This is a genomic window from Bartonella sp. AP9QHHD (assembly GCF_042195625.1).
GTDB lineage: Bacteria > Pseudomonadota > Alphaproteobacteria > Rhizobiales > Rhizobiaceae > Bartonella.
Genome location: NZ_JBHIOP010000011.1, coordinates 14325 through 29569, shown reverse-complemented (window position 1 = coordinate 29569; position 15245 = coordinate 14325). Strand labels below are relative to the sequence as shown.

General features: G+C 37.5%; 4 protein-coding genes and 1 pseudogene. All 5 read right to left on the bottom strand.

Annotated elements, in window-relative coordinates; translation table 11 throughout:
* Window positions 1–2622, bottom strand: a 2622-nt coding sequence (locus tag ACFIK4_RS00875) for an autotransporter outer membrane beta-barrel domain-containing protein (RefSeq protein ID WP_375674584.1), incomplete at its 3' end; no start/stop codon positions are given.
* 171 nt (window positions 2623–2793) lie between these two features.
* A pseudogene (locus ACFIK4_RS00870) lies at window positions 2794–3521 on the bottom strand (autotransporter outer membrane beta-barrel domain-containing protein); the annotation flags it as partial.
* A gap of 686 nt (window positions 3522–4207) precedes the next feature.
* The gene (locus ACFIK4_RS00865; protein ID WP_375674582.1) at window positions 4208–7558 is read right to left on the bottom strand and encodes an autotransporter outer membrane beta-barrel domain-containing protein; all 3351 of its coding nucleotides are present in this window, start codon (window positions 7556–7558) and stop codon (window positions 4208–4210) included.
* Between the two features lie 444 nt (window positions 7559–8002).
* A complete protein-coding gene (locus tag ACFIK4_RS00860; protein WP_375621644.1) occupies window positions 8003–10777 on the bottom strand; it encodes an autotransporter outer membrane beta-barrel domain-containing protein in 2775 nt (924 codons plus the stop codon).
* A gap of 1176 nt (window positions 10778–11953) precedes the next feature.
* Window positions 11954–15073, bottom strand: coding sequence for an autotransporter outer membrane beta-barrel domain-containing protein (locus tag ACFIK4_RS00855; RefSeq protein WP_375674580.1), 3120 nt, complete (start codon window positions 15071–15073; stop codon window positions 11954–11956).
* Window positions 15074–15245 lie beyond the last annotated feature (172 nt).

Here is a 15245-nt window from a genome sequence, read left to right as displayed (position 1 = left end):
TAACAAAACACCTGCTTGAAATGCATTATAATCGAGCTCAGCACCATAACCATATTCAAAAGCAGATAAATTGGAAGCATAGTGATGGCTCCCCCCATAAGCACGCAGAAAAAAGGCTGTCTTTTTATCATCTTTCCCAAAGGAATGAAAAGCATTCCGCATTGTCTCTAACGTCTTATTTTGCGTGGTCATATCCACTAAACCAGCATGAAATAAGGCATTTGGCAAAAGAAGATAAGTTGGAACCTGTGGAACAACCGCTCTAATACCTAGCTCAGGCGGAACATCAAGCGGTATAGAGAGATTAGATGAAGGTTCCAAAGCATCAGAGGACTGAGAAGGCTTTGGTTCAACAGGGGCAGAAGGAGGAGAAACAGTATCCAGAGATGAAGTGTCCTCCGGAGCAGAGGGCTCAGATGGCAGAACATCATTAGTAGAATCTTCAACTGGAACAAACGGTGCAGGCATAGGTTGCACAGCAGAAGGAGCCTCCGGAACTGTTGGTACAGAGGGAGGCTCAGACGGAACTGGTGCAGAAGGAGTCAGCGTCGAATCCGTAGGGATAAATGTTTCAGACGGTTCAGATCCTTCAGGCAAAGAAGGTGTAGATGGTATAAGTGGAGGCTCAACAGAAGGGGGTTGTTCAGGTGAAATAGTCTCTGTTGGTCGTTTAGAAGGAACCGTCTCTTCTTCAGATTGAGGAGGTAAAACTGTAGACGTTGGCTTAGAAGCAGTTTCAGAAGAATCTAATTCAGGACCAATGTAAACACTTTCGAGACGAAAATCCCAAAAATCCCCTTCTCCAACAACCAATCTATTCTTTGGATCTGCATTTCCAGAAGAAGAACTTGGACCATAGACACGAAGTTTATATTGATAAGGAAATCCATTCACCGTAGTATAACTATTGGCTAACTTAAAAGAACTTTCCTCTGCTGTCCCAGCAACTTGAACAAGCGAAATACTTTGACTTCCTTTATTGCCAGCTTCTCCTTCTAAAGTTTTGGAAAATTTCTCCATCATGAGCAGTGTACTTCCCAAAACATTCCCGTAGATCAAAATACGATCAGTTTTTTGAGGATTAAACGAGCCGTCATTATTCACAAACGCACTCATCTTAATCTGCACATTTCCCTTTGCATTATAGGCTTCTTTATCATATTGTATCCCCTCTATTGGATTTATGTCATTTAGATTACTTCCTTTCTCAATATATACTTTTCCAATATATAGCGTTTGATAATCTTGAGATATAAATTTATCAAAAAAAATTGTGCTATCAGAAATGCTTATAGACGAAAGTAATGAATCTACAGGAAGAGATTCCTGTAAATCTGTATGTTTTCTTTTGGTGAGATACCATGCAGAGCCATTTGTTAATTCTAAGTGAACAGTTGATGCATCCTCAACACGAATACCCCCTGTAAGGATAGAATCCTTTGCTTTCACCAATAGAGAAGAATTATTTTGAGCCTTTAACAATAAATCACCAGAGATCTTTGTCCTTTCTGTTAATTCAATGGTAGCTTCAGCTCCATAAATATCATCTCCCGTACTATAAATGGCAATACCATCGGGAACTGAAAAAGTTGTCTGTGACAAATGCAAAGATGCTTCACCCCAAACAATTTTTTCTACTTTTGAAAGTTTTTCACTCCCTACCTTAAACATATCACCCCATACATCTGGGCCTAATCCATAAAAATACAGACCGTATACTCCCTCACCCTGAACAGAAATTTCTGTACCTTCAATCTTAATATTTGTCTTTTTAAACTCATTTGATGAAGCGTATTCTTGAACCAATTTACCTTCAGCATCTGCATAACCTGCAAAATTCGTAATCAAGAAGCCATGCATATCAGTGAGCTGAATAAAATCACCACGTAATTGAACATTACCACCCTGTGATATGTCAAAAGCTCTTGGAAATTCATCAACACTTTCATTATCAACTACAATCGTGTGTTTCTTACCTTTTCCCTGAATATTGGTTGTATCAATAAGATATTTTCCCCCAAATTGTGTTGAAAACGCACCAATCTCATTAAAAGTAATAGTACTGCCTGACATCCTAATGAATGCATCAGAACTACTAACAAATCCAATCCCTTTTGCATTCAAATTATCTGATACAATATCAATATTTACGCTCACTAAAGCAATATCGGTTTTTTTTCCTTCTGCACATACAGCTTGCAAACTACCTTCAATCTTCCCTCTATTCATCACAACTTGCCCATTCTGAACACGAAAACCGGACATATCCTTAATATTTGAATTGGTTAGAACAAGCTTGCCATCATCTTTTACAGATGCACTATATAAAAACATCTGCTTTGGCCTATGCGAGATAATATTTGTCTCTAATAAATTTAAAACAGTTCCCTCTTTTTCTATAGAGAAGACAGCAATAAAATCATCTAGAGAAGAGACAGAAGGAGTATAATTTTTATTACTTATCGTATGTTTTTTACTATCGCTATATGTAAAAAAACTCCCTGATACATTACAGGAAGTTCCTAAATTATTAGGATTCGCATTAACACTCACGATTGGCAAAAAAGAAACAATAGCCGTTGTAATAAATAAAAATCTATACCCGCTTAATACATTAACCATAACTTTATTCCCAATTTGCCTTTCTCCCCCTGTTAGTTAAAAATAAAAAACATTCCCCATAACATTAAGTTAAACACACTAAAAATAGCAAGTATAAAACTTAAATAATCACTTTATACTTCAAAAACACTCTATAACTTATGTAAAAATTACTCTATATTTCATAGGCACCTAAAAACGATAGTATAAACCGCCTGAAAAAAATAATCCCTGAAAAACCACCTTTTCTAAGGCAATGCTGATAAGTTACATCTCCATGCAAAGCAAAGTTTGAAGACAACTGAGCCTTCAATCCCATTCCAGTTTCTAGAGAAGAGCCAAAAGCCCTTATTGGAATTCATCTCCAAACCGCACACGTTGTTTTCCTCTAAAACTAATGGCAAGCTGAAGCTCGCAATTGAAAGAAACAACAAGAGCCTCTTCAGAAGCAGCAAGCATCTTTCTTAAAGACCACCAACACGCATCACCCATAAATCAAGTTTTCCCATCTCAATATCAAAACCATCAATATCAGACGCCTTATCAAACCGCACATTTTGATAAATAACCTAAACCTGCGGATCAAAAATAACCCCTTTATGCCCTGTCGTAAATGACTTGCCCGCAATCAATGAAGCACTCAAAGGTGTTTCCTTCAATGTTGCTGTCTTGCCTCTTGCTTGCGTGAGAACATCCCCTTTAAATAAACCATAGGAAAAAAGGACATCTATATAAAAGCCTGTATCATGCTGCATGCTGCCATATACTGTAATAGACCATTTATCAAATGTACTTTTTTGCTTTCTTTAACATCTTGAGGTTGTAGAAAGTTTTTTTCCATTATTCTCCATTATTCCAAAGCTCAAAGTGTGATGTGTATCCTCAATCGCATTGAGCAAGACACTTGCCTCTATACCATGAACAGCAGAAACCTGAATCTTACCTTCATCAAAGGAAAGAACCACCCTGCTTCACACCAAACACAGATTGAGATAACGTAGCATTTCTACCACTTTTCTTTTCGCCATTTCCTGTAATAGAACTCTTTTTAAAAGAAGTTTTATTATCTTTTGACACAACCACTGCTGATGTAATCTTCTCAGATCTCTTTAATTCTAAAATTCCATCAGTTCCTGAAAGCCTTTTTCCCCTTTACTTTTTTGCGGCTTAATAACTATGTTATGAGCTCGTATTGTAAAAATAACACCTGTAGTCCTCCTATCCAATCCACTCATATATAACTTATTACGACTTCCAAAAGTACGAGAAGCATCAACTGTATCACACGAATACGACTTAAAAAGAGAATTACACGAGGGGTTATAATCTTCTGCACTCACATCTATATTGTGCACGAAGAAAGAAATAGAGGTCGTAAGAGAACACACACATAGCGTTTTAGTACTTTAATCATAATTTAGTCTAAACTTCCTTTATTTTATTCATAAAAAACTGAAAAGACACACCTAGTTCATCTACTTATTATGTACCGTTACATATAATTTGTTTTGTATTATATGTAAAGTCAAAAATCAGAAAAACGACACAACAAAACTATGTTTTGTGCTTATGTCTTTCACAAAGGATGTATTAAAGAAAAATACAATTAAAAATGATAACTTAATCCACCAGAAAAATGCGTTCCGGAAAAGCCGTCACTCGTAAATTTATGCTGATAAATCAGATCGCTATGAAAAATAATTTTGGGAGATAATTGCGAAAAAACACCAAATCCAGCTTCTAAAGAAGTCCCAAAGGAACCAAGCTGGAAGGCATCTTTAAAATATACAAATTGTTTATCATCAAAACTACGAATGAAATGAAGCTTACCATAGAATGAGAGAACATGTGCATCTTTATCTTTAGTAAATGTAAGTGTCTTCGTTAAATACCCACCAATACGCATCCCCCAATGATCTGGACTTCGCATATCAATATTAAAATTATCAATATCACGAGTCTTATGAAACTGGAGATTTTGATAAACAAACTGAACCTGTGGTTCAAAAATAAAATATCGGCTGCCTATCATAAACGTTTTACCAGCAATTAAAGAAACACTTAGGGGCTTCCCTCTCAATGCAGCCGTTTTACCTCGCTCAAGTGTGAGAACATTTCCATTAAACAAACCATAAGAGAAGAGACCATCCATATAGAGACCCGTATCATGCTGCATGCTTCCATATGCTGTGATTGTCCATTTATCAAATATACTTTCTTGACTTTGTTTAACCTTTCGAGGCTGCAAAGAAAGCTTGCCATAATTTCCCATAATCCCAAAAGATGTCGTACTGTATGCACTTTCGATTTTCTTGAGTAAAATACCTGCCTCTAGTGCATTATAATCAAGCTCACCGCCATAATCACCATATTTAAATGCAGACAAATTTGAAGTATAATGATGATGTCCACCGTAACCGCGCAAAAACAAAGCGGGATTTTCATCATTTTTCAACAACCGACCAGGAACAGTTCGCAGCGCTTGCAACTGCTTGCTTTGATTACTGATATCCATCAATCCAGCATAAAATAAGGTATTTGGCACAAGAATATAAGTCAAAACCTGTGGAACAACGACTCTCACATTTGGCTCAAAATGAGAAGAAGGCTCAAAAACAGATGCCGGAACAGAAGAACCAGACGCAGGTGGAGTAACAACAAAAGGAGTGGGTGAAACAGATGGCGGAACAGAAGAACCAGATGCAACTGGGGAAACAACAGAAGGAGTGGGTGAAACATGCGGCGGAACAGGTGAACCAGATGCAACTGGGGAAACAACAGAAGGAGTGGATGAAACAGATGACGGAACAGGTGAACCAGATGCAACTGGGGAAACAACAGAAGGAGTGGGTGAAACATGCGGCGGAACAGGTGAACCAGATGCAACTGGGGAAACAACAGAAGGAGTGGGTGAAACATGCGGCGGAACAGGTGAACCAGATGCAGGTGGAGAAACTGGATTAGATTCAGCAATAGCGGGAACAACAGGTGCAAGAGAGGAAAGAGGATTGGGGATCTCAAGTACAAAAACATCAGATACATTAGGTGTGGTCGTAAGATGGGAATCCCTATCAGGAGAATCTACAGGAGAAGAAAGACTTGGCTCCTGAGACTTTTGCTGAGAGTTAGAATCAATAGAACCATCCTCACCTCCAGTAATATTAGGATGAATTTTAGAAAAAGAAGGAATATCATCAGAAGAAGGGGGGACAACCAAATCAAGAACAGGAAAAACTTTAGTGGAATCAACAAATTGACTTTCAAGTCGGAAATCCCAAAATGTTCCAGAGTTTTTAAGCACTCTTTGATTGGAATCTGCCGCCCCTAAAGCAGAGCCTGGACCATAACTCTTAAGATGATACTGATAGGGGGAGGCTTCAAGTGTGACATACCCCCCCTTTAACTGAAAAGAATCTTCCATGGCTTTTCCATAAACCTGAATAATGGAAATCCCCTGATTATTACCACCATCTCCCGTCAATGCCCCTAGACTTCCAGGAATCTTATAAACATGAACTGTTGTTTTTCCTTCAAGATCACCATTGATTAAAAGCCGGTCAGTTTTTTGCTCTTGCAGAGCTCCGCCTTTATCCAAATATGCATTAAGATAAAGATTCACATCACCGTGCGCTTTATAGACAGTCCCAAATCCTTTTCCAATGAGAAGTGTCTGATAACCATTTGTTTTTTTAGATTTTAATTCTTCAAAAACAAGAGAACTATCCGTAAGATTAACCGAAGAAATAGAAGAATAATCTTTTAACCTAGAACCAGAAGCATCAGAATTTTGCAATTTGTCATATTTTGGTCGCGATAAAATCCACTTTGAACCATTTTTTAAATCTATCTTAGCTGTAGAACTTTCATCAACATGTGCGCCTCCTACAAGGGTAGAAGCATCAGCCTCAATCTTTACATTAGAACGCTCAACAGCTTTCAGGAGTGAATCTCCAGAAATTTTTGAATTTTGTAAGAGTTTAACAGAACTTTCGAATTCACGACTATAAATAGCCGTACTTTCTGGAGCCATAAAAGTTGTCTTTGTCAAATCGACAGTCCCTTTTCCAGGTATAATTGTTTTTTTATCATTTAAGACAGCTTCCCAAAAAAAGTGCATGCCATTAAATCCATTCCCTCTCACAAAAACATTGGAATATTTTATATGAGCAGCATTATGGTTATTCCCCTGCACTACAATGCCATGAACATTGTCGACATTAACGTTTCCCTTCTGGAAATTAAGAGAGCCTTTCCCCTGAAGCATACTAAAAGCAGAACCTTCACGATGATTATCTGTATTTGTTTCCTGTTTCCCCCTCCCAGTAATAGAAACGCCCTCTAAATTAATTTCTCCATCTCCTCCTGTTTGAACACCAATACCATCAGCAAAATCAATTTTTCCTCCTTTCATATAAATTTTTGCACCATTATGACTCAAAAGACCTATCGCATCAGAAGATGTCTTAATCTCTGTCTTGGTCAAAGAAACAAACGACCCTTTACCCCCAACACTGATCCCCATTCTGGTTGCTTTAATCACCCCATCCTGCATTTCAAAAGCTCCCTCCTCATTGACATCGGCCCCTATCGACACGTTATTTAACATGGAATCAAATAGAGCAACGCCTCCCCCATTTGAGGACTTTACAGCTGTTGTCCAAGCGTTTGTTTCTGAATGTCCATGTGCATTCGAAACACCGTTAATGATTATAGTCTCTCCCTCAATGACTGTATTTTTCCCTGATGCCTCTATGGCAGCATAAGAACTTTCACCCGTAAGTTGATAAGTTTTCTTGGTAATTTCATGCGTTTTACCATCATTACAGCGATAAAATGAGGCACTTTCGTTACATGAATATGGCTTCTTCTCAGAAGAAATCTCACCTGCATCAGTATTGTATACAAAGAAAAAAATAACCGTTGTAAAATGATATAAAGAGAGATGATTTTTAAACATAATTTTCTACAAACTTTCTTCCCCTTCTCTAAAAACAAAAAACACGCGTTCTGTTTAATAACTTTGGTTACGCGTGATAATTAAAATACGTTTTGTATTTTATATATCCACCCTATATTTTATGTAAAGCCAGAATCCCAAAATATCACAATTTAAAATTGTATTATTTATAAAAACGCGTAAAAATATAGATAGAAATAAAAATTCCACCCCAAAGCAGTGATTTCAAGAGAATTTAATAAAAATAAACTCAAAGAAGAAAAACAGCATAAGAAGCAAAAACTGCAAACCAGAAAGCCTTATCTCGTTTCTAAAAAGAAACAAACTTGCTCATGCAAAAAAAACATTTTTTTAAAAAACTTATTTAAAAAGTTGCAAACAAATAATAAAAAACCACAAGCTATGCTTGTGGTTCTTTAAACAACTTACCTCAAGATGATCATCCTAAAAACGATAACGCAATCCACCAGAAAAACTGATTCCAGAAAAACCACCTTTACTCAACTTATGCTGATAAACCAAATCACCATGAAGCGCAAATTTTTGAGACAAGCGAGCATTAAGACCTAATCCAGCCTCTAGAGAAGAACCAAAAGCCCCTAACTGGAAAGAATCTTTAAAGCGCACAGACCTTTCTTTTCCAAAATCATGGGCAAAATGAATCTTTCCATAAAAAGAAACATCACGATCTTTTTCAGACGCAGTAAGAGTCTTTATCAAGCGACCACCCATACGCACCATCAATTGATCAAGTTTATCCATCTCAATATTAAAATTATCAATATCGCGGGCCTCATTAAATTGAAGATGCTGATAAACAACCTGAACCTGTGGATCAAAAACAACACCTTCATATCCTGTGGCAATTTTCTGACCACTCATCAAGGAAACACTTAAAGGGTTACCCTTCAATGTTGCCGTTTTACCCCGCGCAGTTGTCAGAACATCTCCCTTAAACAGACCATAAGATAACAAACCATCAACATAGAATCCTACATCATGCTGCATACTTCCATAAACTGTAGCAGTCCATTTATCAAATGTACTTTTTTGGCTTTGTGCAACATCTCGAGGTTGTAGAGAAAGCTTTCCATAAGACCCCATCACCCCAAAGGATATAACACTGTCAACATTTTCAACAGTTTGTAGCAAAACACCTGTCTCTAGTGCATAGTACCCTAGATCTCCCCCATAACCATATTCAAGCGCAGATAAATCTGAGGCATAACGATAACTTCCACCATAGCCACGCAAAAATGAAGCAGAATTTTCATGAATTTGCAACATTCCACTAAGATTAGTCCGTACTATCTCCAACTGCTTGTTTTGATTGCTGATATCTATCAAACCAGCGTGGAACAAACTATTCGGCAAAAGTAGATAAGTTGGCACCTGAGGAACAACAGATCTTACACCTCGTTGAGACGGAGAAACATTTTCAATTTCAGAAAGACTATCTGTAGAAGACGCTGGAACAACATCACCAGAAGATTCGGGAATAATATCCTCAACAGAAGCACGTGCAGGAGGTGTACGTTGAGAAACCATAGGAGTTTCTCTATAATCAGCAGTTTGAACATATTCATTTTCTAAACGAAAATTCCAAAATGCTCCTCCGTTCAAAGCAAATCTCTGTTTAACATGCTCCTCCCCTCTAGTAACACTTGGGCCATAAGAACGAAGAACATATTTATAAGGCGCGCCATTTAATGCAACATACTGCCCATTCAGTTGAAAAGAGTCATACGATGCATCTCCATAAACTTGAATAATTGAAACACTATGCGCTTTTTCGTTTTTTTCTTCTAAACCTCCCGCAACCCCTTGTATATGGACTATAGTTCTTCCCTTAACGTCACCATGAATGAGAAGCCGATCCGTTACTTGATGATCACTTGTATCACTAGGATTTAAACGTGCATTCAAATGAATCCAAGCATCACCAAAAGCCTGATAAACAATACCTGTTCCTTTTCCAATATAAAGCGTTTGATATGCATGATTAGTACTGGACTTTGGTTTTTCAAAAGTAATGGAACTATTAGAAAGGTGTACCGATGAAATAAACGAAACACCTCTATAATTAGGATCTTGTAATTTTTTCTGTCTTGGTTGCAATAAAGCCCACTGTGAATTATTTCCCAAGATAAGGTCGACTTTAGAACTGTTATCAACCTGAGTTTGACCGACAAGTGCAGAAGCATCAGCAACAACCTCTATAGAAGAGTTACGATCAGCCTTCAGCAACAAATCCCCAAAAAGCTTTGTTTCCTTTAAAAATATTTTAGATTTTCCAGATTGACTGCTATAAACAGCTATACTATCTGGAACGACAAAACGCGTCTTTTTCAAATCAACGCGCAATGATTTTCCCTCTGACGAACCTTCTGATGCTGCCACACCTTCAAAGTGTATACCATAAAATGCATTACCTTTCACTGTAATATTGGAATCTCCAATATTAATCTGAGGAGCTTTATCTCCCTGCAATAAAAGCCCATGAGCATCAGTAACATCAACAGAACCTTTCATAAACTGAACATAACCATCTTCAGATATATGAAAAGCTGCCTGACGACCTGCATCCAGCCCTTGATCATCCTTGCCGGTACTCCCCTTGCCGGTAATAGAGACACCCTCTAAAATAAGATATCCTTTTTCTTCTGCTTTAACCCCAACTCTCCCTAGGCTAATTTGCGTATTCGTTAAATCAACACCACTTTGAGATTTTCCTCCAGCAAAAGCCCCCACTTTGATTGCATCAATTGATCCACCAGACATTACGATGAATCCACCTTGAGCTTCCACCCCCACTAAAACCCCACTCAACGTGGAATCGCTCAGAAAGACGCCCGCTTCTTCTGATACCTTTACTCCATATTTCCAAAAATTGTTTTCCGAGTTATTCTTTTCATCCAAAATACCCTTAACAGTTATATTCTTGCCACGAATAATTGTACCTTCCTTAGACGCCTCCATGGCTCCATGAACACCATTAACATTTTTATCCATTAACGAATAAACTTTATTATTAATTTCGTGCGCTCCACCATCAGAACACTGATAAAATGCTGCATTCTGATCACATGAAGACTGCTTTTTTCCAGAGATAACCTGAGATTCAGCATTGCGTGCAAAAACACCAACATTGTGTGTCAAAAAAAGAAGTGCCGTTGTAAAAGTACATAAGGAGAAGCGATTTTTAAATAGATTGACCATAATTCCACCATAATCCCCCCTCTTCTTACTAAGATCTATACATAACGTATCAAAAAACTTAACCAAAAGAAAAATATTTAATACGTTTAGGTTTTAATATCGTGAGTTTATTAATATTTTTTGTGTTTTATGTAAATATGGAATAGAAAAATTACTCGAAAATACAATCTAAATCTGTCGCTTTTACAAAGAATTTGCAAAAATATAACTGAAGAACGACAGAAAAATCACCTTTAACGTTGTTAGTCAAAAACACCCTTAGTCAGTTGACATGCATTAAGAACACCTACTTTAACTGCCGTCTAATCACCGCCAAAACGGATATAATCAACATCCTTACGATAATATTATATTGAAACAGTGTACACTCTGTAAGCAGACAAAACATATGCCAAAATTGAGAAACAAGAGTTCACATATGCCTTTTAGGCAATCTTCATGGTAAGACAGTCTAATAAAAAGTAGGAACGTGTAAAAATCAGTTCCGATTTTACCTTTTCCTTTTAATTCAACTTTACAATATTCAAAAACATTCAGAGCCATATTTTAAAAAGTGAAGATGACACATAACTTCATCTTTTTATTTATGCATTTAAAGAAAACACACTTTCAAAAAACAATACGTCATTATGTTTCTCATTCACCAATTTTCTCAGATATCTCTCATTTTTTCCATCCCCATTTCACAACGACAGCGGATATAATATCAAGTTCATCGGATACAGCCCTCATTGTGCCTGAGTAGCATCTTTGTCTTTGCTAATTTCTAATATTGTAAATCCTCTCCTCTTAATATAATTCCCCAAATTATATTGACTCCTTTCTTAAATGATTATCCACCTGCCAATTTTACATATAATAGACAAAGGAATGCTTTTTATGGATTCATCATAAAATCCTTGAAAATATTTCAGCACCCTAAATTAAAAATATCTTTATAAATCAAAATATTATAAATAATATAATAATCACTCTGAAATACGCGTTTTGAAACAATAACGTACAAACTCTTCAGACTTTTCAAAAAAATGAAAGAAGTCCAACCTAAAAGCATATTAAAGATATGCAAAGTCATACTCTCGTAAAAATGCTATAACACAAGATGAATAGATAATGAGAAAAGCCACAAGTACAACTTGTGGCTTTTTGAAAGATTAATCAAAAACAGGAACAACACTAGAAATGATAACGCAATCCACCTGAAAAACTCGTTCCAGAAAAACCAGCCTTCGTTAGTTTGTGCTGATAAACCAAATCGCCGTAAAGCGCAAATTTTTGAGACAATTGGGCATTAAAACCTAATCCTGTTTCTAATGAAGAACCAAAAGCACCTAGCTGGAAAGCATCTTTAAAATGCACAAATTGTTTTCCTTCAAAACCATGAGCAAGATGAAGCTTGCCATAGAAAGAAACAACCTGAGCCTCATCAGTAGCAACCAGCCTCTTTGTTAAACGCCCTCCAACACGCCCTACCCACTGATGAAGCTTTCCTAAATCAATATCAAAGCCATCCACATCACGCACCTTATTAAATTGAAGATATTGATAAACAACCTGAACTTGCGGATCAAAAACAAAACCGTCTTCCCCCACCATAAACGTTTTACCAGCAGTCAATGAAGCACTTAAAGGGAAACCCTTTAATGTTGCCGTCTTGCCACGTGCAGTTGTTAGAACATCACCTTTAAACAAGCCGTAAGACACAAGACCATCAACGTAAAAACCTGCATCATGCTGCATACCACCATATGCCGTAACTGACCATTTATCAAATGTACTTTTTTGACTCTGCTCAACATTCAAAGGTTGCAAAGAAAATCTCTCGTAAGCCCCGATAACTCCAAAAGAAGTGGAACCATACATATTTTCGATTGCTTTCAGCAAAACACCTGCCTCTAGTGCATTATAATCAAACTCGCCGCCATAACCATATTCAAGCGTGGAAAGATTTGAAGTATAACGATGATTGCCGCCATAACCGCTCACAAAAAAGAGAGGATTTTCACGACTTTCTAATAAGCCCCCAGAAGTAATTCGCAAAGCTTCTAACCGCTTATTTTGATTGTTAACATTCATCAAACCAATATGACGTAAGGCATTAGGCAAAAGGAGATAAGTCGGAACCTGCGGAACAACAGCCTTAACGCCCGGCTTAGGACGAGGATGAGGCTCCGGAGCTGGTTCTGGAGAAGGTTCTGGTCCCGGAATTGGCTTAGGAGAAGGATCTGGTTTAGGTTGAACATCAGAATCTATAGACCTACTTTCAAGGCGAAAATCCCAAAATTCCCCGTTACCTTCAACTAATCTCTGATCCATACTTGCTTTTCCAAACTCAGATTCTGGACCATAACTATAAAGCTTATACTGATAAGGTAATTCGTTTAAGGCTACATAACCACCTTCCAACTGAAAAGAATCTTGCTTTGCTTGTCCAGAAACCTGAATGATTGAAATACCTTCAGCATTCCCCCCCTTTCCCGTATATCCTCCTGGACTTCCTGCAACTCCATGCACTTGGAGCTTTGTTTTTCCCGAAACATCACCATGAATTAAAACACGATCAGTCTTTTGATGATTAAGAGCACCACCACTATTCAGATATGTATTAAGGGAAATAGAGGCACCTTCCCGTGCTCTATAAACCTCACCCTTTCCCTTTCCAATACGAAGAGTTTGATAATCATCAACAGAAGAAGATTCATGTCTTTTAAAATTAATAGAGCTCTCATCCATAAGACTCACGAGTGAAATAGAAGAATCATGTGCAGCCCCATGTTGATCTTTTTGCAGCGGTTGTTGTAAAATCCATGCAGAACGACCTCCCAAATAAAGTTCGGCATTAGAGTCTTTATCAACGTGTGTGCGACCTTCAAGCGTAGAAGCATCAGCCAAAACTGTTATAGAAGCACCTTCCTCAGCTTTTAATAAAAAATTCCCTGAACGAAGAGTGCTGTGTACCAACCCCACCGCACCAGAAATCATGTTTTTACCATAAAGAGCCGCATCGTCTAAAACAGAAAACTCTGTTTTATCCAAATTAACAACTTCTAATCGTGGTGGAACTTTTTCTTCCTCTGATGAAATTTCTTCTTTTTTATCCCCACCTTCACTCCATGGCTTCTCTCCCCGAAAATAGATACCATAAGATCCCTTACCATTTACGGTAACAGAAGAGGATTTCATATTAACTTCAGTCACAGGAATCTTTGAATCAGAATCCTCATTTGATAAATCTTTAACTTCCTGAAGAGGAATAGAATTGACTATATTTTCTAATAATATGCCATGGATACCCCCACCAGTACTAACAATATTACCCTCTAAATTAACAGCCCCCCCTAAATCCATATGCACAACCGCACGATCCTTACCTTTATCACCCTTCCCAGTAATTTTAACATTCTCGAGATTTACTTTTCCACCTAACATCGAAGAAATCCCATGGCTGTTCATAAAATCAACTGATCCACCTGACATCCAAATTTCTGAATGATCATAACTTAAAAGACTTGCATTCCCATTAGCTGTCTTAATTTCTGTATCCTCTAAAAGAACAAACGAATTCTCTGTTGCATCAACACCCTCATGACTTTCCTTAATTTTTCCATTTTTTACCTCAATCACTCCATCACTCGCACGAAGGGCTATAACTGTATTTTTGATAATCGGATCTTCCAAAACAATCTTACCGTTCTCTAATACATGCACCCCCACTAGAAAAGTTTTATCAGCAACTTGACTACTAACCGTTACATCCTCCCCACTAACCCTTGTGCCTATTCCTTTTACCGTTATAGCAGTAGGATCATCAGGATAATTGGAAACGTTCTTATTTGTAATCCTATAAGATTTATTATCAATTTTGGATTCCCTGCAATTATCGCATATATAATACAACCCATCATAGTAATAAAACCCACGCTTTATACCTCTTTCATCAAAGCCTGCATCTTTAACAGAGTTATCTATATGACCATTATTCGATCCCTCCATTCCACTCAACCCACGATAATCACTTCCCCCACGAATACCCTCATCGTTATTGCCAACAGGAATCATATTAGGAGGATAATAATTCTGCCCACTCTCTCCACTAAAGGGAGGCTTATACGCATTACTCCCACTAAGATGAGGACCAGAAGTAACACTAATACCGTTAATCGGAGTAACAGTTATAACATAAGGTTTACCGACCTCCTCTGTAGCGGCATACACTTCTCTTCCATTTTGAAGCAAAGAGAGGATAGCTGTTGTACAAGCACATAAACATACATGATTTCTAAAAACTTTAATCATAGTTCCCTCGAAACTTTCCTTCCCCTCTCATTAAAAACAAAAGCACTTACAAAACACCCCATTGCACACCTCAAAAATACGAAAAGTGTAACAAAAGAACATGCCTCATGCTCATCTGAACTGTGCAATGAATTATCCCAATAAATTTGGCAAAAGCTCTACGCCAAAACCA

What these genes read in the sequence shown, in the direction of transcription:
- ACFIK4_RS00865 (WP_375674582.1), bottom strand. Translation starts at nt 7,558, where the DNA reads ATGTTTAAAAATCATCTCTCTTTATATCATTTTACAACGGTTATTTTT.
- ACFIK4_RS00860 (WP_375621644.1), bottom strand. Translation starts at nt 10,777, where the DNA reads ATGGTCAATCTATTTAAAAATCGCTTCTCCTTATGTACTTTTACAACG.
- ACFIK4_RS00855 (WP_375674580.1), bottom strand. Translation starts at nt 15,073, where the DNA reads ATGATTAAAGTTTTTAGAAATCATGTATGTTTATGTGCTTGTACAACA.